This window comes from Parasutterella muris, assembly GCF_009767915.1.
Lineage (GTDB): Bacteria > Pseudomonadota > Gammaproteobacteria > Burkholderiales > Burkholderiaceae_F > Parasutterella > Parasutterella muris.
Genome location: NZ_WSRP01000019.1, coordinates 1 through 23231 on the forward strand (window position 1 = coordinate 1; position 23231 = coordinate 23231).

Sequence of the window (23231 nt, forward strand, 5' to 3'; positions counted from 1 at the left end):
GGCGCCACCCTTGCAAGTAGAAACAAACATAGACCACCTCCAATAATGATCTAATTATAACATACCTACTACATATCTACAAGCGAATAATGAATAAAAAGGCCAAAAAACAGACCCCATGGCCGTTGACGACCAAGAGGTCAGTTAGAATCTGCCAAACTCAGGAAGGACCCCGTTTTCGATAAAAATCCTGAATTCCTGGTTCCGTTCGAGCAGGCTCCTTTCTACGCAGTTCGTGTCATTCCGTCAACGATGGGAACCATCGGCGGTGTCAGAACCAATGACAAGTTCCAGGTTCTTCGTGCGGACGGCTCCGTGATCAAAGGCCTCTATGCGGGCGGTGAAACAGCCAACAGACCTTTCTACCGCAGAGTCTATACATCCGGAACCGGTCTCGGACTGGCCTACACCTCCGGCCGCATCGCAGGTGAAAACGCCGCACAGGAAAAATAATCTTCCCCTGACCGGATAAGCTAAACCCGCTCTCTAACACCTCCTGAGAGCGGGTTTATTCGTTTCGAAAGACATTAAAAAAACCGGGACAAGCCCGGTTTCTGTTCTAGAACGAATTACTTCGTTCTTTCCTGCAGCGCTGCAATCGCAGGAAGCGTCTTGCCTTCGAGGAACTCGAGGAACGCGCCGCCGCCGGTGGAAATGTAGGAAACCTTGTCGGCAACCTCGAAAACTTTAGCCGCAGCAATGGTATCGCCGCCGCCAACGATCGAGAAAGCGCCGTTTGCGGTCGCATCTGCAATGTCCTTAGCCAGGTTGCGAGTGCCTTCCTTGAAGTTGTCCATTTCAAAGACGCCGAGAGGACCGTTCCAAATAATGGTCTTGGCTTCTTTGATGTACGGTTCAAGCAGCTTGCTGGTCTTCGGGCCGATGTCCAGAATCATTTCGTCGTCTTCAATATCATCGAGATCGCAGATACGGAAGCCGGCGTCATAGCCGATGTGGTGCGCAACCACGACGTCAATAGGAAGCGGAAGATGCCCGCCCTTCTCTTCCATGATCTTCATCACGGCTTTGCATTCGTCAACCAGGTCCGGTTCGGCAAGCGACTTGCCAATCTTGTGACCCTGCGCCAAAAGGAATGTGTTGGCGATACCCCCGCCCACAATCAGAGTGTCAACCTTCGGAGCAAGGTTTTTAAGAATGGTCAGCTTGGTGGAAACTTTTGATCCGCCGACAACAGCGGTCAAAGGATGCTTGGCTTCAGCAACCGCTTTCTTCAGCGCATGGATTTCTTTGGCAAGCAGAGGACCCGCGACGGCAACTTCCGCTTCTCTGGCAAGGCCGTCAGTAGTCGCCTGCTCACGGTGCGCGGTGCCAAACGCGTCATTGACATAAATATCACAGAGCGCAGCCATCTTGGCGACAAGTTCGGGGTCGTTCTTCTTTTCGCCCACGTTGCCGCGGCAGTTCTCTAATACCACCACTTCACCGGGCTGAATGTCCACACCGTTGAGCCAATCCTTCTCAAAGCGAATCGGCATGCCAAGCATGCGGCCGAAGTGCTCGGCGACTTTAATCAGACTGTCTTCTTCCGTCAGAGCGCCTTCTTTCGGACGGCCCAAGTGAGAGCAGACCATAACAGCGGCTCCGCCTTCAAGCGCCATCTTAACCGCGGGCATCGACTCTCTGAGACGATGGTCGTCAGCGACGTTGCCTTCGGCGTCACGCGGCACATTCATGTCGGCACGGATGAAAACGCGTTTTCCGCGCAGAGCGTCTTCCTTGAGAAGTTGTTCCAATGTTCTAACTTGCATACTTTTCCTTTTGCAAAAGGCCCCGTAAACGGGGCCTCGAGATAATCAAAGATTACTTGGCGTTGTACATCGCAACAGCGGTGTCGAGCATTCTGCAGGAGAAGCCCCACTCGTTGTCATACCATGCGACCGCTTTAACCAGTGTTCCGTCAATGACCTTTGTCAGAGTTGAATCGAAGATCGAAGAGAAAGAAGTATGGTTGAAGTCTGTGGAAACCAGCGGAAGTTCGTTGTAGCCGAGAATGCCTTTGAGCTCGGCGCTTTCGGAAGCTTCGCGGATGATCTGGTTGACTTCTTCAACGGTTGTCGGACGAGCTGCCTGGAATGTCAGATCAACAACGGAGACATTCAGAGTCGGAACACGCATTGCATAACCGTCAAGCTTGCCCTTAAGTTCGGGGATCACCAGGCCGACAGCCTTAGCGGCACCGGTCTTGGTCGGGATGATGTTGTGCGCGGCGGCTCTGGCGCGGCGAAGATCCTTATGCTTCACATCGGTAAGAACCTGGTCGTTTGTGAACGCGTGAATCGTTGTCATCATGCCGTCTACAATACCGAGCTTGTCTTTGAGCGGCTTAACAAACGGGCACATGCAGTTGGTGGTGCAGGAAGCGTTGGAGACAACCACGTCGCTGGCTTTCAGAACGTCCTGGTTCACGCCGTAAACCACTGTCGCATCAACGTCTTTGCCGGGAGCGGAGATCAGAACTTTCTTGGCGCCCGCTTCGATATGCTGCATCGCGCCTTCTTTATCACGGAACGCGCCTGTGCATTCGAGAACGATATCTACGTCAAGATCCTTCCAGGGAAGCTTCTTCGGATCGCGCTCGGAGCACATGAAAATGCGGTCGCCGTTGACAACAAGATGGCCGTCTTCCCAATAAACATCGCCGTTGAATTTGCCGTGCGCGGTGTCAAACTTGGTCAGATGAACGGTCGCTTCAGGCTTGGCGGTGTCGTTAATGGCAACGATCTTAACGTCAGGCCACTTGTTTTCTTCGTAGAAAGCACGAAGTACATTGCGGCCGATTCTGCCGTAACCGGTGATGGCAACACGAATTGTCATATCTTATTTCCCTTGATTAAGTAGTTGCTGAACAGTGGCCACGACATTGTCGACCGTGAACCCGAAAAGTTTAAAGAGCTCACCGGCAGGAGCCGATTCGCCGAATGTATTCATACCGATAACCGTTCCGGCACCGCGGATGTATTTCCACCAGATGTCGGATGTTGCCGCTTCAATCGCGACAACCGGCTTGCCTGCGCCGAGAACAAAATCTTTGTATTCCTGCGGCTGACGATCAAAGACCGTTGTCGAAGGCATCGATACCAGACGAGTCTGGATGTTCATCGCAAGAAGCTGCTTGCGGGCTTCAGCAGCCAGCGCAACTTCGCTTCCGCTTGCAAGAAGCGTGACCTGAACGGAGGCGGCTCCTTCAGGCGCTTCAAGCATGATGTAGCCGCCCTGAGCCATCTCATCGGCATTGTATTCTTCGCGCTCCACGAACGGAAGATTCTGTCTGGAGAGAATGAGCGAAGTCGGACCGTCTTTGCGCTCAATCGCGCTTGCCCAGGCGGTCAGAGTTTCACAGGTGTCGGCAGGACGCCAAACGTCCATGCCCGGAATAATTCTGAGGCTTGCGGTGTGTTCGACAGGCTGATGCGTCGGACCGTCTTCGCCCACACCGATCGAGTCGTGCGTAAAGACAAAGATGGAACGAATCTTCATCAGAGCGGCCATTCTCAGTGCATTGCGGGCGTAGTCCGCAAAAGTAAGGAATGTCGCGCCGTAAGGAATAAAACCGCCGTAAAGCGCGATACCGTTCATAATGGCGCACATTCCAAATTCGCGGACACCGTAGTTAATATGACGGCCGAGCATATTGTCAGGCCTGAGCGCCTGAACGCCTTCCCAGTTGGTCAGGTTCGAACTTGTCAGGTCAGCCGAACCGCCAAGCAGTTCGGGAAGCGCCGGAGCAAAAGCGTTAAGCGCCATCTGACTTGCTTTGCGGGTTGCAACCGTCTTGGCTTCGCCTGCAGCCTGAACGATCGCGTCAAAAACGATGTCATCCCAGTTTTCAGGAAGTTCACCGCTGAGACGGCGTTCCAGTTCAGCCGCTTTTTCCGGATAACGGGCGCGGTATGCGTCGTATTTAGCCTGCCATTCGTCTTCCATGGCTTTGCCGGCCGCTTTGGCGTCCCAGGCGTCATAAATTTCCTGAGGAATTTCAAAGGGACCGTATTCCCAGCCGATCGCTTCTCTTGCTGCGGCGATTTCTTCTTCGCCAAGCGGAGAGCCGTGCGCTTTGTTGGTACCGGCGCGGTTGGGAGAACCAAAACCAATCACGGTCTTGCAGTCAATCAGTGTCGGCTTGTCGGACTTCTTAGCAAGTGCGATCGCGTCGGAAACCGCTTCGACGTCGTGGCCGTCGATCGGACCGATCACGTTCCAGCCGTAAGACTCGAAACGCTCACGAACGTTTTCCGCGTACCAGTTTTCAACCTTGCCGTCGATGGAAATACCGTTGTCATCATAAAGGGCGATGAGCTTATTGAGCTTCCAAATTCCGGCAAGCGAGCATGCTTCGTGCGAAATGCCTTCCATCAGGCATCCGTCGCCAAGGAACGCATAGGTGTAGTTGTCAATAATCGTGCAGTCTTCCGTATTAAATTCTGCTGCGAGCATCTTTTCTGCAAGCGCCATGCCGACTGCGTTGGCAATACCCTGTCCAAGCGGACCCGTAGATGTTTCAACGCCGGGTGTTACACCGACTTCAGGGTGCCCCGGCGTTTTGCTGTGAAGCTGACGGAAATTTTTAAGGTCGTCGATCGTGAGATCGTAACCGGAAAGATGCAGCAGCGCATACTGCAGCATGGATCCGTGACCGTTGGAAAGAAGGAATCGATCGCGGCCGAGCCAGTGCGGATCAGCGGGATTGTGTCTGAGATGTTTTGTCCAGAGGGCGACAGCGATGTCTGCCATACCCATCGGCATGCCGGGGTGACCGGAATTTGCCTTCTGAACCGCGTCCATTGCCAGCGCACGAACGGCGTTGGCCATTGTCTTGCAAGAGACTGATGATGACATGATTTAAAAGAGTTTTAAAAATAAAAAAAGCGCGGGCCGACAGGGCCAGTACCTGAGGTTCGATTTTACCAACTCTCGAGAGTACGAACAAAATTTAATTTTTGGAGGCGTTTGGGATTTTTCCTTAATAATTCGGCAATTGGGTTATCATCACAAAAATTCTGAAAGCTGTGTTAACAATATATGCCTCGTTTTTACGTTCCGTTTCCCGACGCAGAAGTCGGAAAGCCAATTGTTTTACCCTCTGAGTCCGTTCATCACGCGATGCGCGTGCTTCGTCTTCGTCAGGATGACACGGTCGAAGTTTTTAACGGCAGAGGACTTTGCGCTAAAGGACCGATTCACTTTGCCGCCGATTACGCGGAAGTTGTGCCTGAGGAAATTAAACAGTCCGAGCGCGGGTTGCGTCTTATCCTTCTTCAGTCGCTCGTCAGCAATGAAAAAATGGACTGGATCGTAGAGAAAGCCTGTGAACTTGGCTACAGCAAAATTGTCGTCTTTCCCGCTGATCGCAGCGAAATTCGTCTGACCTCGGAAAAAGCCGCAAAGCGTCTTGAGCGCTGGAACAAAATCGCGGTCTCAGCCTGCAAACAGTGCGGAGAAGATTTTCTGCCGGAAATTGTTTTCAAGTCGAGTTTAAAGAGCGCCGCCGAAGAAGCCGAGGGACTGCGAATTATGCTGAGTCCGTCTGCGCAGACCCGCTCTGAAGATGAAGAAATCCGCGCCGTCACCTTTGCTGTCGGGCCCGAGGGCGGTTTCTCCGACGGTGAAATGAACACACTCCTCGGTGCGGGCTTTACAGGAAAGCGTCTCGGCGCGCGCGTCTTAAGAACAGAAACGGCAGCTATCGCTGCCGCTTCCTACGCCCAAACGCTCTGGGGCGATTTTAATTAACCCTGATTCTGAGAATCTCCCGCAAGCGACGGGAACTTCTCAAGCTTCATGTTGGCTGAGTAAGTCGCAAAATCCTTGTGATCCTGATGATCTTCCGGGAATTTGCTCGGACTGCGGGCCTGAATTCTTGCCGCCTGAATTTCTCCGTTTGCCGCCATCTGCAGATGGCTTCTCATCGAAAGAACCTTGCGGCTGTATCCGCCGTCCGTCTTGTGGTTAGCCGCGCCAACATAATATTTGAGCGCGCCCTTGAGTGAGCCGGTTTTATTCAGATATTCCTTAAGAATCTGAGTGCCGACTTCGATACCTGCTTCAATCTCATGAACCGCTTTCACGCCGCCGTACTCTTTAAAGCGCTTGGCATGAACTTTGGCATGAACCTGCATGAGTCCTTTGGCTCCCGCAGAACTGCCGGCATTCGGATTAAATGAAGACTCGGTCGCAATAATCGCAAGAATCAGCAGAGGATCGATATCGTGCTCTTTGCCGGATATGAAAGCCTGATGAACGATTTCAAGTGCATCTTCTTCCGATACCTTGGCATAGTGCTGTGAAATAAACGCGGCCGCGTTTTCCTGCATGCGTTCCAGCACGTCGTCAATCGTCTGACTTGCGGTATCACGCACATCCTGCTCTTCGAATGTGTGGTAACTTAGAGCCTTGATGCGAAGCGGCGCTTCTGCGGCTCTCAGCATCGGCTGAAAGTGTACGGAAGCAGCGCCGACAAGAACAGCACACGCGGCGGAAACACTCAAAAGGATCCTTCTCAGATTCTTTGTTTTATGCTTCGGGCAGTAAGAATTAAAGTCGGAAACCAAGGCGGCTGCCGACTCCTGTTTAACGATCTTTTGTTTAGTCATCCCGTAATAATGCCTCTCAAGATTTGGGTTGTCCAACCGAAATAGGTGTTAATACGTGACTGACTGTTAAAAACTGCTTGTCAGTGCAAGAATAATTATGCCTTAAAAAATACTCGGAAATATGAGACAGATATTCCATGCCCTCCCCTGGATTCCTCCAAAGGAACCCGACACCGTCATCAAACTCTTTCATGAGTATGGAGTCCCGCTGACATTTCATTCACGCCAGCTTTTAAAGGCCAAGGGAGAAAATAATAAGTTATATCTTGTTACAAAAGGAGCGCTGGCTTATTACATTGCCGACCAATATAAGAGCCATGCAAGTGTGCTCAATCTACTGATTCCAAATCGTGCTGCGTGCGACCTCTCTGCGCTCACTGGAACCAGAGTCAATGTGACCACTCGCGCCATCGGCACCTGCGAAGTTCTTTCCATGTCTCCGAATATCATTCCGAACTATATGCTCGAACACGCGGAGTTTGGTTTGGAAATGGCCAAGCACGTAACTATCAAACAGGAATGCTCCATTGAGGCGATGGTCGCAAACTTTACACTTGAACCGGCTGACCGCCTGCGCACTCTGCTTAAAGTGCTGCTCCTAAGCTATGACAAGCCGATCGTCGACGATCAATGGATGAAAATCCCGCTTGATCTCACCAATGAACAGTACGGATCGGTCGTCAATCTCACACGAGTCTCAGTAAGCAGACTCTTTTCCGACTGGAGCGCTAAAGAACTCATAAGAAAATCCGGCCGTAACGTCTTTGTTCGTTCAGAACTCTTTAAAGATATCTACGACTGGGTTTAATCAAACGATTAATTACGAAGAAGAAGCCTCGTCATCCTGATTCTTGTCTTTGCCTTCCGAAGCCAAATACGCAAAGATAACCATCAGGATCATCGCCAAAATAGCGCATGCCCTGACTGAATGGACTGCGCCGAACTTCTCGGAAGCCAGTCCGAGAATAAACTGCCCGATCGGAACAAAACCGAGCATCACAGCTAAATACATCGCCGAAAAGCGCCCTCGATAAATATTGGGCGCTCGGCTCTGCACCAGATTATTCGCGCTCGCCAAAGAAAATGTCAGCGATGCGCCGGCAACCAATGCGCACAGCCACTGCGAAGTCAGTGAATCCAAGGCGGGAAGTGCCGCAAAACCGATACATGTGACCCAGCCGCCCATCCATACGGTTGTTACATGGTCAATGATTCCGCGGTTTCTCTGCATCAGAACCGCGGCGGCCACCGCTCCGAAACCTAAACCGGAGGACATGGAGCCGAAACTCAGCAGCTCGCTGCCTTTCAGAGAAATCGCCGGCAGCAGTGCGACCGCAGGCATCACCAGAATGGACAGACAGGCCACCTGAGGAAGGATGTCGCGCAAGATTCGATACCGCATAAAGAGTTCAACTGAACCCATATTGACGCTTTCTTTGCGTTCCTCCTCCGTCGTACGGTTCGGAATTCGGACAATGCGCATCAAAGCGATCATCGGAATAAAGCAGACCGCGTTCATCGCAAAGCACCAGGTTGCTCCGACGCTTTCAATGATAAATACCGCAAACATCGGCGCCACGGAGCGTGCGATATTCATAATCAGAGACTGCCGCGCAATCGCTTCCGAAACGGTTTCACCGGTTTCCACAAGCATCGCGTGCATGCACGGGCCGTCAATGGATGTAATGATGCCGAAACAGAGCGCGAGCAGTGCAAGCTGATACGGCCCGAGATCGCCCTCATAAGACAGCCAGGCGGTCAGAGCGGCAATCACGCAGCCGAAGGTCTGTGTGATTAAAAGAATATGGTGGCGGTGAAATCGGTCGGCGATTTGGCCCGCAATCGGAGCGAGCGGCAGAGAGGGAAGCGCAGACAGCAACGCAATCGCGCTTAGCCAAAGCGGAGACTTGGTTAACGTCCAGACAACCCAGGAGAGCGCCATGCCGTGTACAAAACGGCCGAGCGTAGAAAAACTGTAGGCGCTCCAAAAATAGGTATTTGTTCTGTGGTTGGTCTTTTGCACACTCTTCTCCCGACTGAGAGATTATTTTAGTCGTCGATAAAGTATACGTGAGCGGCTTTTGCGTTCTGAGAAGCCCGAAACGGCAAAACCGCCCGAAGGCGGTCTTGTCTAAGTTATCGCAGAAATATTACTTCTTAGCAGCGATGTTGTGATCCTTGATCGCGCTTTCCGCAGCGATACGAGCGGAGTTGACGGCGAAGCCGATTGTGGAGCCGGCCATCAGGAGGTCATAGGAGTCACCGTACATACCGCCGACGTCAGAACCGGCAGCGTAGAGGTTCGGGATTGCCTTATCTTTGTCGGTAACAACCTGCAGACGGTCGTTAACCTTGATACCGCCGAGTGTGCCGAGAGAGGAGGCAACGCTCTTGATCGCGTAGAAGGGACCCTGTTTGACCGGGAAGATGTACTGCGGATCTTTAGCAAAGAGGGCGTCATGACGCTGTTCAGCAGCCTGGTTGTACTGTTCAACACTGGCTTTCAGCTTGGCAGGATCCATACCGGTCTTCTTGGCGAGTTCGTCAAGAGTGTTGGCTTTGACTGCCCAGCCGGCCTTTTCAGCGGCATCCCATTCTTTGTCGAAGTTGGTGAGCTTGGCACCGATCGGAACCATAACGCCAACACCCTGAACAATACCGTCGTGCTTCATAGAGTCGAGGTTCTTGTTGTCATAGACAACCCACATCTGGCCGCCGATTCTTTCAAGAGCGTTACCAGCTGCGGGCCAGTCACCCATGATTGTTTCGTCGGTGAAGCGTTCGCCCTGCGGTGTCAGCCAAAGATGCGGCTGCTTAGCTGTAGCGGAAACGTGGTTTGTTGTTCCGACGGCTCTCGGACCCGGACGGTAGGACTGCTGAACTTCCAGACCTTCTTTACCGCCGCCTGCGGACCAAGCCATCTGAATACCGACACCGTTCTTGCCGGACTGAGCCAGACCGTCTGTATCCGGGAAGCGTGTGTACTTCTTCATCATTTCAGGATTATCAGCGAAACCGCCGGTAGCGATAATCACAGCCTTGGCGTTAACAGTAACGGTGTTGCCGTCTTTGTCTTTAGCGATAACGCCGGCGACCTTGCCGTCTTTCATGAGAAGCTTTTCAGCCGGTGTGTTGAAGAGCACTTCCATGCCGTATTCTTTTTGTCCTTTTTCCTGGAAGAGCTTGATCCAGCCGGCGCCGCGGCCTTCATAGATGTGCCATGTGTAGAGACCGCCCGGGTAATTGGTTGTCAGTTTTTCGAATTTAACGCCGTGTTTCTGCATCCAGTCAACGGTGTCGGCGGATTTGTCAACGAAGGCTCTGACGAGGCGGGCGTTGCTTCTCCAGTGGCCGTAAGCCATGATCTTCCTAAACGCTTCGTCCTTTGTCAGAGGAATGTAGTAGTCGCGCTGCATCTTGGAGCCGACAGCGAAAATACCTTCTGAGAAGTTGCCTGTGCCGCCGGCGATCGCTTTCTTTTCAAGACCGATAACCTTCGCGCCTTTTTCAGCGGCGGCGAAAGCAGCGGCTGTACCGGCTGCGCCCTGACCGACGACGACGATGTCAGCGTTCAGAACCTTGTCGGCAGCATAGGACATTGTTGAGAAAGCAGCTAACACTGCAACAGCTAAAAGTTTTTTCATTCTTGAATACTCCTTGAGAAAAACAGCCTTTATCGGCTTTTATGAAACTATTTCTAGGACCTGTGGTGAGGTGGTCTGTGTCTTTGTTTCTATGGAGAAAATTATCGCCTCTCCCCATTAATCATGTCTGTAATTACTGTTACAGCTAAATTAGAAAAAACGTATACACGATTACATTTATAGGAAAAAACCCTCCTATTTGTAGACAAATTCCCCTACACGAACAAATACCGGGTTAAATCAGCCCGCTCCCCATGAGTTCGTCATCTGCAGCCCTTGTTCGCCAAGCGATTTTTCTAACTCTATACCCCCCAATTCGTATTTTTCCCAGCCCAAGAAAACTATCTGAGCAAAGAAACCAAATCTGTCGGATCTTCCTTCCGGGCACAAAAAAGCCAGAAAATACAGATCCGGCTCCTGGTGTATCTCAGCTAAAAAACTGAATCTTAAAATTCAAGCGTCTCTCCATCCTCCGGAATAAGAGCGCTCTTCTCCATCTTGTGCTCTGCGACAAACTTCCGCATACCTGCTCTGTCTACCGTTGCGTGCGCAACTTATCCATATGGCTGATGATGGTCTTCACATACGGCGCTTCCTTATGAACCTCTAAAACATCATGGGCGTCCATAATCAGTCTGCCGAAATACTGAAGAGCGGCACCGCAGGCATTGAGAATGATGACTTCCGGACGATACTTTTCCAGAACTGCTGCAACTTCATCATAAAAAATGGTGTCTCCTGCAATATAGAGAGTCTTCTCGCCGGGAGCCCGGAACAAAACTCCACACGCCGGTCAAGAAATAAAACTCTTCGTCGCAAAATTGGTCGCCAGCGCCTACTTCAAACTAACCCGCTCATTCTCAGCCCTGAAGCCGCTTTAGAGCCAAGAGTTAATTGCTTATACCCAAACAATGTCTAAAGCAGATGTCTTACTGAAAAAACTTTCGCAAACGGGACGACTGCGGAAAATCAAAGCCGGTCATAAAAATTAAAGCCGAAGTTTTTGGCTCCGGCTTCAATCAGACAATCGCGCTTTAAAGTGCGCCGTCTTCAATGCACTTACTAAACAAGAAGCGGCTGCTTGCTTTCTTCCACTCGTCAAACTTAACGCCGCGAGGCAGAATCTCAAAGTCCGCTGTCGGCTCCGTAACCGTTTCCGCGTTCATCTGTTCAGGTGTCAGCGCGGAATAATAGACTCGGATTTCAGCTTCGCCGTTCACCAGCCACTTTTCAAATGTTAAGTAACCGCCAGGCGTGTTCTCGTTCTTTGCGCGGTTCGGAAGCTTCCAGTTCAGATCAAACAGCGCCCCGAGATTTGCAAGGTTCGTGTCGTGCCCGACCAAATAGGTGTATTTCGGACCATGATCCAGAGAGTCAATAATCTTTTTCGCAAGCGCAGAGCCTTTATAAGCGGCAACTTCCATATCGCGGTTCAGCGCGGTAAATACACCGACTCGAAGCGGCATCAGCTGCATAATGCCGGGCCAGTCCAATACGCCCCAGCCCGCCTTTTGTCCGGGGAACTGTCCCCATTCCAAAGCAAAAATCTCTGTGATGCTCGCAGCGGAATACGGCGCGCCTTCATAACCGACTTTATGTTTGCTCGCTTTACCGCGCATTTTCCCTGTGAGCTCCCGCCCTAGGATTTTTTCGACTTCGGCTATCTCGCTGCCGTAAATCTTCGAAAAGCCTGCGGCCCGTTCCGTCAGCTTCTCGGCAAGCTCTTTCGGATACTCAATCTTGCATACTTTGGCTTTCAAAGGAGAAAAAAGGGCGGAATGCTTTTTATCTGTCGTTCGTACCTGATAGCCGCATCCCGGATACAAACCTTCATTCAGCGCTTTGGCGGTCGCGATGGTTCGCTCATCCGTATCGGCGATGATCTGAACATCATCCGGTTTAGGACAAGTCCCGTATGTAAAAGGCGCACGAGTGCGATTCAGCGCCCAAGTACGCTCTACCAGATAGTAGCCGCGCTTTGTGAGAATGCCGGGATCGACCCCGAAATTCGGCCACTTCTTCGAAGACCAGGACTCCAGTTTCTCTGCCGACTGCGTCGGAGAACGAACACCGTGTCGGGAAACCACGACGACGTTCATCAGTTCTTCGGAATGTACGCCGGGAAGCGGGCCGGTTTCAGCTGCCGACGCCCCGGCCGATGCGAGAATAAAAAGAGATACTGCAGCGGATGATGCAAGCGATGTTTTCATTTTGTCTATCCATTAGGAAGATAGTCCAAATATATACGTCGCAAGCGCCAGGAAGATAAAAAATCCGCCTGAATCGGTAATAAAGGTGAGAAGGACAGATCCGCCCATCGCCGGATCGCGGCCGAGTTTTTTCAGTGTGATCGGAACAAGAATCGCAACAATCGCACCCATCAGCATGTTCAGCAGCATCGCCAGGAACATTGTCAGCCCCAGCAGTTTGCCGTCCGGCGTGTTGTAGTAGAGCGCCCAGGCAAAAAGACCGGCAACAATGCCCCAGATGAAACCGTTCACAATCGCGACCAAGACCTCTTTCTTCACCACGTCGATTTGGTTGGCGTCCGTAATCTGACCGGTCGCTAAAGATCGAACCAGAAGCGTCAGAGTCTGGTTGCCCGAATTACCCGCAATACCGGCGACAATCGGCATCAGCGCCGCCAGAGCGACAACTTTCTCGATCGTTCCGTCAAAAGCGGAAATCACGCGGGAAGCAAAGAAAGCGGTAAAGAGGTTTACACCAAGCCACAGCCAGCGGCCTTTCGCCGATGACCAAACCGAATCAAATAAGTCCTGATCATCATCCAAACCGACGGCACCGTAAGCTTCTTCATCACTTTCTTCACGGATGACGTCAACAACTTCGTTAACCGTCAGACGACCGACCAGTCGTCCGGTCTCGTCCACCACCGGAGCACTCACCAAGTCATATCGCTCAAACGCCTGAGCGGCGTCGCTCACATCTTCCAGAGGCGAAAGCCGCAGCACTTCCGTCAGCATCACGTTCTTAACGGAATCCTCCGGATAGTGCGTAAGAATTCGATCAACCGGCAGCGTGCCCATAAGCTTCTCGTCCCGATCAATCACAAAGACCTGGTCCGTATGATCCGGAAGCTTTTTCAGCCGTCGGAGATAGCGAAGCACGATATCGAGCGTCACATCCTGCTGAATCGAAACAATTTCGAAGTCCATGCGGGCACCGACCGTGTCCTCGGGATAACTCATCGCCGCACGAAGCTGAGCTCTCTCTTCGTGCGAAAGTCCTTCCTGAACCTCCGCGACAACGTCAGGCGGGAGGTCCTCGACCAAGTCTGCGATTTCGTCGGTATCCAGTCCTTCGACCGCGTCCACAAGTTCGTCGCGGTTCATCGCGTCGATAAGCGTTTCTCGTACGCCCTCGTTTACCTCGACAAGGATCTCACCGTCTCGGCCCGCGCGCACGCAGTCCCAGACGATGAGACGCTCATCCAGTGGGAGCGCTTCAAGAATGTAGGCAATATCCGCAGGGTGCAGCCCTGAAAGCGTATCGCGGAGCAGTGTCCTGACTTCTTCGCCGACCCTTAGGTCTTTGCGCTCCTGGGCCTCTTCTCCTTCATCAAGCAGCTGCTGAATAATCGCTAAACCGCGCGCAGCCGCCTCCGGATCACGTACAGCGATGTCGTAATCCGGATCGTGAAGAGGTGTATCTGGATTGATCGTACCCAAATCAATCTCCTTAGAAATTCAAACGCGGGGTTTGAGAGGAGTTAAGCCGCAGAAGCCGTGAGCATTTTGCGAAGCGCTTCGTAGACGGAAGCGGTTTGCGGACGATGTCCCATCCAAATCTCATAGGAATCGGCGGCCTGCTCGACCAGCATGCCGAGTCCGTCAGAAGCCTCTTTTGCGCCGCCGCGTTTTGCGAGCTCCATAAAGGGAGTAGGCGCAGCCGCATAAACCAAATCGTACGCCAATGTACAGCTGTCAAAAGCAAAGGGAGAGACCAAAGGCGCTTTATTCTGAAGACTGGTCGGAGTCGCGTTGATGATGAGATCGTAATTTTCCGAACCGGTTTCATCGTAAAGAATGCTCTGAATGCCAAATTCGTCACAAAGTTCAGAAGCTCTTGCAGTACTTCGGTTGGCAACCGTCACGGATTTTGGCTGACGATCCATCAGCGCGGGAAGAATACCGCGCACGCCGCCGCCCGCACCCAAAATCAAAATCGACGTCCCTTTGACGGTAAACTTCAGACGTTCTTCAAGGTCGCGAATAAAACCGCTTCCATCCGTGTTCTCGCCTAAAATCTTGCCGCCCTGAAAAGTCAGTGTGTTCACTGCTCGGGACTGTCTGGCCTGAGAGGAGCATTTCGTAGAACAGCGATAGGCGTCAACTTTGAACGGGATCGTCACGTTGATTCCGAAATATTCTTCATCAATCAGATCTCCGATGGCGCTTTCAAATTCCCCCATCGGAATCTCTATTTTTTCGTACGAAATATTGTCTCCGAACTGCTTGGCAAATAATTCGTGGATCGCGGGGGAGTAGCTATGCGCTACCGGGTTCCCAACAACTCCCAGTTTTGTAAGCTTTTTCATCGAATATCTCCTGCTCCTCTGTTTTTGTAATCTTAACTCATGCATACAGCGCTTGAATATCTATTGATTTTCAACCGCTGCAGTCTGATTTTCCCCTTCCTCGGAATCAGCAGAAAGTTTCTCCCCTGCCTCTTCTTCCTGTTCTATTTCGTCATCAAAGTCATCTTCATGCGTTTCATCGAGCACTTTGACGAGACTGCATTCCATCACCAGTTCGACATAGTCCAAATTCAAAACACGCATCAAAACCGACTGTCCGCGCGGAAGCTCCGGCAGTCCGGGCACGCGCTGAGCCATCGGAAGGCCTTCGACGCGAACCAAGTCTCCTTTAACAACACTTGCCTTAACTTCCTTAATACCTTCCTGCTCAATCCAGCGCATCGACCAGTAACGAGACATTCTTGACTGGAAGTCATTAAAGGCCGAGTAGTTGCTGTCAAAGAGCGAAATAATCGAAAACAGTTCGCTGTCGTTGCTTCGCAGCGCCGGAGTCTCCCCTTTCAGTGTCGAGATGATCTGACGCTGATTGATCAGGTCCACATAGCGTCTCAGCGGCGAAGTCGACCATGCGTAATACGGCACGCCGATTCCGTCATGCGGTCCGGGCACGCTGGTCATTTTGACGCGGCCGGCGCGCTGTGAACGATAAATTCCCGCGGTACCGCGCTCTTCAAGCCACGCGCCCCAAGTGCAGTTCGCAAAAATCATCATTTCCGCAACCAGCAAATCGAGCGGGTCGCCGCGGCGGCGGCCTTTCAGCTCGATCTCCGCATTCTCGTCTTCGCCCTTCAGACTGAAGTACCAGTCAATGCGGCCGACAGGCTCGGGTCTGCCCCGAACTTCTTCACGATTTTTAAGAAGTACCTTGGCAAAGTTCCACAGCCAAATAATCTCACTGCTGAAGGGCACATCCAAAGAGCCGCTTTTAATCGTTTCTTCCGTGACTTTGTCGGCAATCAGGTCATAGCGCAGATTCTTTTCCACACGCACCCGTTCAAGCCGGGTTTCGGTCGAAATCACGCTGAAGGTCTCGTTGTCCACGACCGCGTATAAAGAAACCGCAGGAGACGCTTTGCCCTCGTCCAGCGTAAACGCTTCAATCCAATTCTTCGGCAGCATCGTGGTCTTCAGCCCCGGTGCATAAACCGTAGACATGCGCTCTCTTGCAGCCAAATCTATAGGAGAGTCATGTGTGATGCCGAGTCCCGGTGCGGAAATATGAATGCCGACTCTTGTACGGCCGTTGTCAAGCGGTGTCACGGAAATCGCGTCATCAATCTCGGTCGTTTCCGAATCATCAATAGAAAACGCGACAGCGTCCGAAATCGGAAGCTCCTCATGAACATCTGCGGGAGGCGTGCCTAAATTTCCCGGGAAGTTTTTGCCATGCGGAAAATTGACCGTGAAGAAGCTGTCCACGTGCCAGTGCCAGGCGTTCTTAATCGCTCCGACATTTAAAAGCATGCGCAGCGGAGAAGTGCTGATCTTGTCGCTTGCTTCCTTAACCGCTTTCCATTCCAATGAATTCTTATCAGGCTTGGTTAAAAGCTCAATCGCCTTGGCTTTGATTGCCTCAGGAGCCTTATGCTCTTCAGTAATCTCGCGCACATACTCGTCTTTGACGCGTTCCTGTTCTTTCTTGCGCTCGATGGCGGCCAAAGCCAGTCTCAGAGTCTCCTCCGGCGCTTTTCGGTAGGAGCCTCTTCCCTTACGGTAGAAGTAAACCGGATTGGCATGTAGTTTGAGAAGAATCGCCGCTTTCTGCACCGCCGTAGGCGCAGCGCCGTAATACTCGTTGGCAATCGCACCGAACGTGAAGTCGCCTTCGGGAGAAAACTCCCAGAGAAGATCCACATCGATTGTCTCAGCCTCTTCCTGAGCACATCTAAGAAATTCTGTCGGACTCGGGTTCTCAAACGTAATCAGTATGTGAGAGCGTTTTGCTTTAATCCGCTTACCTGTCGGAAGTTCCACCTGACAGGCGGACGGAGTCGAACTCTTTTCCGTTCCAACTTTAAATGCTCCGTCTTCTTCAAAAAATAAATTCATGCCGGCCTTTCAGTCGCCAAGCAGGAGTTAACTCAGCGACAAATTTTTTAAATCTCGTTCTGCTGCAATTCTAAGCGAGCAGATATGTTTTCAGCTTCTTCTGCGCTTGCCGCACAGAAAACTTCTTCAGCGCGTCTACTTTAACCGTTCTTACGAGCGAAGAAACTCAAGAATCGGCTCAACATAGGGCGTAAAGTCCGAAATTCTATGATCGCCTTCCGCTATCTCGATGATTTTGGTCTTAGCAAGCATCTTCGCTGTAACAGTCGGATCGAGAACCTCGTCCTTCAGACTCAGCAGCGTGAGGCAGCGCTCGGGGCGCGTCACTTCGCGCACCAGCATCTCATTGAGCTCATCCATGAAGGATTCGCACACGTACATCTTTTTATCAATGCCGCTGACCTGCATCCAGCCCGGGCGAAAATCCACTTTGCCCCAATTGCCGAGCGCGGGGTTCAGCAAAACCGCCCGATTAATATCAAAATGCTCGGCAAGCCAAGCCGCGTAAAAGCCGCCCAAAGAAGAGCCGACGACATTGACGTTTTCCGCGCCGAGGCGGCAAACCGTTTTTGTCAGCAGCTCTGCGACTTCCTTAGGCGACATATAAAGCTCCGGCGCCTCAAAGGGGATACCGGCCTTTTCATGTGCCAAGCGCAGAAGGCTGCCTTTATTAGAATCCGGATGCGATAAAAATCCGTGCAGATACAGAGTGGTTCTCATCGCAGACTCTTTAGGCTTTCTGACCAAAACGAGCCTTCAGCTCATCGAGGATCATCCCATGAACCCCACCGAAACTTCCGTTGCTCATAACCAAAATAATGTCTTTCGGATTCACAGCAGCGGCTGCCTCGTGCGCAAGCACGTGCAAATCTTTATAGACATGTGTTTTGTCTTCGATCGGCCTGAGCGCTTGCTGAATATCCCAGCTCACGGACGGCCCCTGGAAAGCAAATACCTGAGCCGCCTGAGACAGACTCGGCGCAAGCGCCTGCTTGACCGCTCCGAGCTTCATAGTGTTGGAGCGCGGCTCAAATACCGCAATGACTCGCCCTCCGTCGGTCTTGGCCGCAACCGCTCGAATGGTTTCTTCTATCGCGGTCGGATGGTGCGCAAAGTCATCAATGACGCGAATTCCGCCGACTTCGCCCTTAACTTCCATACGACGCTTGACGCCGTGGAAGCGAGTGAGCGCATCCAGCGCCTCTTCCGTACTCACGCCGGCGGTCGTCGCCGCGGCAACCGCAGCGAGCGCGTTCAGACGATTGTGCTCTCCGGGCAGATCAAGCTGCATCCGGCCAAGCTCTTTACCGCCAGCCGAAACTCTCCAGCCCTCATGATCAACCAGACGCCAATCCGCGTCTTCTTCCAAACCGAAACTTTCCGCCGGCGTCCAAAGGCCCATCGCAAGAACCCTGCGCAGCGCTTCGCTCTTATTATTAAAGATGACCTTTCCTTCCGAAGGGATTGTCCGCACCAAATGATGGAACTGCCGCTCAATCGCCGCAAGATCGGAGAAGATATCGGCGTGGTCATATTCAAGATTATTCAGAATCGCAGTTCTCGGACGATAGTGAACAAATTTGCTTCGTTTATCAAAGAAAGCGGTGTCATATTCGTCGGCTTCAATGACAAAGAACTTAGAATCCGTCAGTCTTGCCGAGCAGCCGAAATTCTGCGGAACGCCGCCCACCAGGAAGCTCGGATTCAGACCCGCGTCTTCCAGCATCCATGTGAGCATGGATGTCGTTGTGGTTTTACCGTGTGTCCCGGCAACCGCAAGCACATGCTTATTCACCAGTATGTTTTCAGACAGCCATTGCGGACCCGACGTATAAGGAAGACCCTGATTCAGGATCGCTTCCAAAAGCGGATTGCCGCGGCTGATGGCGTTGCCGATCACATACAAATCCGCGCCGAGTGTAAGCTGATCCGGGCTGTAACCTTCAATTAAATGAATTCCTGCCTGCTGCAGCTGATCCGACATCGGAGGATAAACACCTGCGTCACAGCCGCTTACTTTAAAGCCCATTGCCTTTGCCAGCTGGGCAATACCGCCCATGAAGGTTCCGCAGATGCCGAGAATATGAATATGCACCTTATGCTCCGTCAGAAAATAGTTCGGAGTCCAATATACAGCGGAGAGGACTCAGAAGAAAATACCTGAAGAAAAACTTTAGTAAGCGAGTCCTTACTAACAAATACGGTTCCAATAATTAGAAGCAGATCGTGATAATTTGATACTTTTTAGGTGCGCACAAATTTTTTGCGCTCGTTATGATTGCTCTCCTTAGAGAAATAAAGAAAAATCGGTCTGAGTATCGATAAATTTCATGAAAAATAGAAACAAATTAGAAGAATTTAGTGAATTAGCGGTAAAAACCGCCGAACTCATTGCCGAAGGTCGGGATTGGAGCGAGGCGAGAAGCAAAATCGCGGAGTTTTACGACGTACCGGTTTTCCGTCAGCCCTCAGACGAAGAGATTGAATCGGCTCTGCGCTGTCACTACAGCATTTACGACCCGCAGGGGCATGCCCTTCGACTGCTTGAGCTCAGAGAAACGGCGCTCTTTATCATGCGCGAACTTTCTGCGTTTCAGCCTCGGCTCACCAAAGGCGTTCTCAGCGGGTGCGCCGATCAATATTCCGATATCTGTCTTCAGGCGGTGAGCGAGGACTTAAAAGCGTTCCAAATCGCCCTGCTTGATCGGGATGTCGACTTTACCGTTCTGCCTAATCCGAAATCCGGCAGGAAAGAATTTGCGGAGGAAGTCGTTTTTGAGGCACCCTTAAAACCGAACGGATACTTTGCGGTCAACCGCATGACCGTTTGGGTCCGAGTCAAGGTATTTGAAACACAGCCCCCTGTCAGACAAAAGAGCGAAAAAACTCCGGACGCGTGGCAAATTCCGCTCGAAGCGGCAAAATCCGTCGACATTGACGGACTCACGCGTTTAATCGACTCGACGCGAGTCTAATCCTGTATTTTTCATTATCTTCGTCTATCTTTTCTCATCGTTTTCCCAAATAGTCTTTAAGGTTATTTGAAAGAAAATCATGCAAAAGAGAAGATTTTTAATGTTTTAAATACAGTTAAGCCCTATACTTGCGAAATATTGACTTATTCCCGCTATAGCTCGGGATATAACTCTATGAAAAAAATATTATTGCTTAACGGGCCGAATCTCAATTTGCTGGGAACTCGTGAACCGGACAAATACGGGAATAAGACACTCGCGGATATCGAGTCGTCGCTTTCAGCCTACGTATCAGAAAAAGACGCGAAGCTGAGCTGCTATCAGAGCAACCATGAGGGAGACCTGGTAGACCGTATTCAGCAGGCCAAAGAAGAAGGAATTGACGCCGTTATTATTAACCCCGGCGCCTATACGCACACCAGCATCGCGATCCGCGATGCCTTTTTGTCTGTGCAGATTCCTTTTGTCGAAGTGCATCTATCCAATATCTTTAAACGCGAAGCGTTCCGCCACCATTCCTATCTGTCCGATATCGCGCAAGGCTGCGTGATCGGTTTAGGCGCCAAAGGCTATTTTCTGGCTGCGGACGCGCTTCTCGACAACTAATTAATTTATCTCTCTTATATAAAGAGGCTTTTCCATGGACTTGAGAAAACTTAAAACATTGATCGACCTCGTTCAGGCTTCAGGCATTTCTGAAATCGAAATCACAGAAGAAGGCGATCATGTCAAAATCGTCAACCGTCCGGCTGCAGCTGCCGCTGCGCCCCGCGCTCCGGAGCCTGTTGTCTACGCGGCTCCCGCTCCAGCTCCTGCCGCACCGGCCGCTCAGCCCGCAGCTCCGGCGCCCGCCGTCACCGCGAACACGCCTTCCGGAACTCAGGTCACAAGCCCGATGGTCGGAACTTTCTACCGCGCCCCGAGCCCCGGCGCCGACCCCTTTGTCGAAGTCGGCGCTCAAGTCAAAAAGGGCGACACTCTGTGCATCATCGAAGCGATGAAGCTGCTTAACGAAATCGAGGCCGAAGTCAGCGGCACCGTTAAGGAAATTCTCGTTGACAACGCTTCTCCGGTTGAATTCGGTCAGCCGCTTTTCGTCATTGAATAACCAGAGAGATATCTATGTTCGGTAAGATCCTTATCGCAAACCGAGGAGAAATCGCGCTCCGTATTCAGCGGGCGTGTAAAGAAATGGGCATCAAAACCGTTATCGCCCATTCTCTTGCGGACACAGACGCAAAATATGTTCGGCTTGCGGATGAGTCCGTATGTATCGGACCGGCGCCTGTTCATCAGAGCTATCTGAATATGCCCGCGCTCATCAGCGCCGCTGAAGTCACCGATGCTGAAGCCATCCATCCGGGCTACGGATTCCTTTCTGAAAACGCCGATTTCGCTGAACGCGTGGAATCAAGCGGCTTCGTCTTTATCGGCCCGAGACCGGAAACCATCCGTCTGATGGGAGATAAAGTCTCCGCGAAGAAAGCGATGATCGAAGCGGGCGTGCCCTGCGTCCCCGGCTCCGGCGGCGCGCTCCCGGACGATCCTTCCGAAATTATCAAAATCGCTCGTCAGGTCGGCTACCCGGTCATTATTAAAGCCTCCGGCGGTGGCGGCGGACGCGGCATGAAGGTCGTCCACACGGAAGCGGCGCTCATCAATGCGGTCCAAACCACCAAACAGGAAGCAAAAGCCGCCTTCGGCAATGACACTGTCTATCTTGAGAAATTCCTCGAGAACCCGCGCCACATCGAAATTCAGGTACTTGCGGACTCTTTCCGCAATGCCATTTGGCTCGGAGAGCGCGACTGCTCCATGCAGAGACGCAATCAGAAAGTCATCGAAGAGGCGCCCGCTATCGGTATTCCCCGCCGCCTGGTCGAGAAAATCGGCGAGCGCTGCGCAGAGGGCTGCCGCAAGATCGGTTACCGCGGTGCCGGCACTTTCGAATTCCTATATGAAAACGGCGAGTTCTACTTTATCGAAATGAATACCCGTATTCAGGTCGAACATCCCGTAACTGAGCTGATTACGGGCGTGGATCTGGTGCAGGAACAAATTCGAATCGCCGCAGGTGAAAAGCTGCGCTATCGCCAGCGCGATATCCAGATTAAGGGACACGCGATCGAATGCCGTATCAACGCCGAAGATCCGTTTAAGTTCATTCCGAGTCCGGGCCGCATCACAACGCTGCATCAGGCGGGCGGCCCCGGTATCCGCGTGGACTCTCACGTCTATCCGGGCTACTTTGTTCCGCCTTACTACGACTCCATGATCGGCAAGCTGATCGCTTACGGCGACACTCGTGAACAGGCGATCGCCAGAATGCGCACCGCGCTTTCTGAAACGGTCATCGAGGGCATCACGACCAACCTTCCTCTTCATAAGGAAATGATGATCGATCAGAAATACATGCAGGGCGGCACCAGTATTCATTACCTCGAAGAAAAGCTTTCTCACCGGGCTTCCGTTCAAAGTTAAGGACTCATATGCTGCACGAGTTTTCTCTATTAGCCACAAAACAGATGGCGGAACCGCTCTCTGACTTTCTGATGGAGCACGGCGCTTATTCCGTCTCCATTGAAGACGCAGACGCCGACACCGATCAGGAAAAACCGATCTTCGGCGAACCGGGAACCGAACTTGATGACTTCGCGTGGGACCGCTCTCTTTTGAAAGTGCTCTGCCCTGACGACTTCAACATCAAAGCCGTCGTTGAACTCAGCGCACAGGAACTGGGCATTGAGACACCCACCATCGAAAACGTCGTTGAGGTCCCGAACAACGATTGGGTACGCATCACACAGGCGCAGTTCACGCCGACCCGAATCGCAGGCGACCTCTGGATCGTCCCCTCCTGGCATGAGCCCCCCAACCCGGATGCCGTCAACATTCGTCTGGATCCGGGTGTCGCGTTCGGCACGGGTACGCATCCGACAACGCGTCTTTGCCTGGAATGGCTTCATGATCATTCGCTCAGCGGCAAATCCGTTCTGGACTACGGCTGCGGCTCGGGCATTCTTGCGGTTGCCGCTAAAAAACTCGGCGCCTCCGAGGTGCTCGGTACGGACATTGATCCGCAGGCGATCGAAGCGGCCAACTATAATGCGGAAGTAAACCAAGCAGACGCGCACTTTTACCTGCCCGAACAAATGCCGGAAGGAAAGTTTGATGTTGTGGTGGCCAATATTCTCAGCAACCCGCTCAGAATCCTTGCACCTGCTCTGCTCGGCAGAGTAAAGTCCGGCGGTCATTTAGTGCTCTCCGGAATTCTGGAACGTCAGGCTGACGAGCTGATTGAAGTTTATCGCTCGTATCGCCCTGATTCTCCGCTCTCCGTATGGAAGAGCATGGACGGCTGGATCTGTCTGGCAGGACAGATCGCGTAAATACA

The 23231-nt window shown here is 52.0% G+C and carries 21 protein-coding genes; 8 read left to right on the forward strand and 13 right to left on the reverse strand.

All coding sequences use genetic code 11. From position 1 onward, the window contains the following. Window positions 1-198: 198 nt before the first annotated feature. Window positions 199-453 carry an FAD-binding protein gene (locus E5987_RS07020; protein WP_160335432.1) on the forward strand — a complete coding sequence of 85 codons (255 nt, stop codon included), beginning with the start codon at window positions 199-201 and terminating at the stop codon, window positions 451-453. A gap of 116 nt (window positions 454-569) precedes the next feature. On the opposite strand, the gene E5987_RS07025 is transcribed toward E5987_RS07020, so the two are convergent. The 3 genes from E5987_RS07025 to tkt are packed head-to-tail and all read right to left on the reverse strand — an operon-like array spanning window position 570 to window position 4857. Further along, window positions 570-1769 carry a phosphoglycerate kinase gene (locus E5987_RS07025; RefSeq protein WP_160335391.1) on the reverse strand — a complete coding sequence of 400 codons (1200 nt, stop codon included), beginning with the start codon at window positions 1767-1769 and terminating at the stop codon, window positions 570-572. Between the two features lie 52 nt (window positions 1770-1821). Continuing rightward, the gene (gene gap, locus E5987_RS07030; RefSeq protein ID WP_160335392.1) at window positions 1822-2835 is read right to left on the reverse strand and encodes a type I glyceraldehyde-3-phosphate dehydrogenase; all 1014 of its coding nucleotides are present in this window, start codon (window positions 2833-2835) and stop codon (window positions 1822-1824) included. A 3-nt stretch (window positions 2836-2838) separates the two neighbouring features. Then, complete coding sequence (gene tkt, locus E5987_RS07035; RefSeq protein ID WP_289171035.1) at window positions 2839-4857, reverse strand: transketolase; 2019 nt, start codon at window positions 4855-4857, stop codon at window positions 2839-2841. A gap of 183 nt (window positions 4858-5040) precedes the next feature. Here tkt and E5987_RS07040 point away from each other — a divergent pair, with 183 nt between their 5' ends. Beyond that, entirely contained in the window at window positions 5041-5751 is a 711-nt protein-coding gene (locus tag E5987_RS07040; protein WP_160335394.1) for a 16S rRNA (uracil(1498)-N(3))-methyltransferase, read from the forward strand. Here E5987_RS07040 and E5987_RS07045 read toward each other — a convergent pair. Then, window positions 5748-6611, reverse strand: a complete 864-nt coding sequence (locus tag E5987_RS07045) for a transglycosylase SLT domain-containing protein (RefSeq protein WP_160335395.1) — start codon at window positions 6609-6611, stop codon at window positions 5748-5750. The genes E5987_RS07040 and E5987_RS07045 overlap by 4 nt on opposite strands. A 121-nt stretch (window positions 6612-6732) precedes the next feature. Between E5987_RS07045 and E5987_RS07050 the strand changes: the two genes are divergently transcribed. Beyond that, complete coding sequence (locus E5987_RS07050; RefSeq protein WP_160335396.1) at window positions 6733-7419, forward strand: Crp/Fnr family transcriptional regulator; 687 nt, start codon at window positions 6733-6735, stop codon at window positions 7417-7419. Between the two features lie 12 nt (window positions 7420-7431). On the opposite strand, the gene E5987_RS07055 is transcribed toward E5987_RS07050, so the two are convergent. The 9 genes from E5987_RS07055 to mpl all read right to left on the reverse strand — a co-directional run bounded on the left by E5987_RS07055 (window position 7432) and on the right by mpl (window position 18957). Continuing rightward, the gene (locus tag E5987_RS07055) at window positions 7432-8634 is read right to left on the reverse strand and encodes an MFS transporter (protein WP_160335397.1); all 1203 of its coding nucleotides are present in this window, start codon (window positions 8632-8634) and stop codon (window positions 7432-7434) included. 127 nt (window positions 8635-8761) lie between these two features. Beyond that, window positions 8762-10255, reverse strand: coding sequence for an FAD-dependent oxidoreductase (locus E5987_RS07060; RefSeq protein WP_160335398.1), 1494 nt, complete (start codon window positions 10253-10255; stop codon window positions 8762-8764). Window positions 10256-10790: 535 nt separating this feature from the next. Next, window positions 10791-11033 carry an MBL fold metallo-hydrolase gene (locus tag E5987_RS07065; protein WP_160335399.1) on the reverse strand — a complete coding sequence of 81 codons (243 nt, stop codon included), beginning with the start codon at window positions 11031-11033 and terminating at the stop codon, window positions 10791-10793. Window positions 11034-11289: 256 nt separating this feature from the next. Next, on the reverse strand, window positions 11290-12465 hold the full coding sequence (locus E5987_RS07070; protein WP_160335400.1) for a histidine-type phosphatase: 1176 nt from the start codon (window positions 12463-12465) through the stop codon (window positions 11290-11292). 12 nt (window positions 12466-12477) lie between these two features. Beyond that, window positions 12478-13935 (reverse strand): magnesium transporter, encoded by a 1458-nt coding sequence (gene mgtE, locus E5987_RS07075; protein ID WP_370267275.1) that lies wholly within the window; start codon window positions 13933-13935, stop codon window positions 12478-12480. A gap of 50 nt (window positions 13936-13985) precedes the next feature. Beyond that, a complete protein-coding gene (aroE, locus tag E5987_RS07080) occupies window positions 13986-14813 on the reverse strand; it encodes a shikimate dehydrogenase (RefSeq protein WP_160335402.1) in 828 nt (275 codons plus the stop codon). A gap of 60 nt (window positions 14814-14873) precedes the next feature. Next, window positions 14874-16862, reverse strand: a complete 1989-nt coding sequence (locus tag E5987_RS07085; RefSeq protein WP_160335403.1) for a ribonuclease catalytic domain-containing protein — start codon at window positions 16860-16862, stop codon at window positions 14874-14876. Between the two features lie 150 nt (window positions 16863-17012). Beyond that, window positions 17013-17582, reverse strand: coding sequence for a YqiA/YcfP family alpha/beta fold hydrolase (locus E5987_RS07090; RefSeq protein WP_160335404.1), 570 nt, complete (start codon window positions 17580-17582; stop codon window positions 17013-17015). A gap of 10 nt (window positions 17583-17592) precedes the next feature. Further along, complete coding sequence (mpl, locus tag E5987_RS07095; RefSeq protein WP_160335405.1) at window positions 17593-18957, reverse strand: UDP-N-acetylmuramate:L-alanyl-gamma-D-glutamyl-meso-diaminopimelate ligase; 1365 nt, start codon at window positions 18955-18957, stop codon at window positions 17593-17595. Between the two features lie 235 nt (window positions 18958-19192). On the opposite strand from mpl, the gene E5987_RS07100 reads away from it, so the two are divergent. The 5 genes from E5987_RS07100 to prmA all read left to right on the forward strand — a co-directional run bounded on the left by E5987_RS07100 (window position 19193) and on the right by prmA (window position 23226). Next, window positions 19193-19837, forward strand: a complete 645-nt coding sequence (locus E5987_RS07100; protein WP_160335406.1) for a hypothetical protein — start codon at window positions 19193-19195, stop codon at window positions 19835-19837. A gap of 174 nt (window positions 19838-20011) precedes the next feature. After that, complete coding sequence (aroQ, locus tag E5987_RS07105; protein ID WP_160335407.1) at window positions 20012-20443, forward strand: type II 3-dehydroquinate dehydratase; 432 nt, start codon at window positions 20012-20014, stop codon at window positions 20441-20443. 34 nt (window positions 20444-20477) lie between these two features. Then, entirely contained in the window at window positions 20478-20945 is a 468-nt protein-coding gene (gene accB / locus E5987_RS07110; protein WP_160335408.1) for an acetyl-CoA carboxylase biotin carboxyl carrier protein, read from the forward strand. A 14-nt stretch (window positions 20946-20959) separates the two neighbouring features. Continuing rightward, window positions 20960-22318 (forward strand): acetyl-CoA carboxylase biotin carboxylase subunit, encoded by a 1359-nt coding sequence (gene accC / locus E5987_RS07115; protein ID WP_160335409.1) that lies wholly within the window; start codon window positions 20960-20962, stop codon window positions 22316-22318. Between the two features lie 8 nt (window positions 22319-22326). Continuing rightward, window positions 22327-23226, forward strand: coding sequence for a 50S ribosomal protein L11 methyltransferase (gene prmA / locus E5987_RS07120; RefSeq protein ID WP_160335410.1), 900 nt, complete (start codon window positions 22327-22329; stop codon window positions 23224-23226). The last annotated feature ends 5 nt before the right edge of the window (window positions 23227-23231 follow it).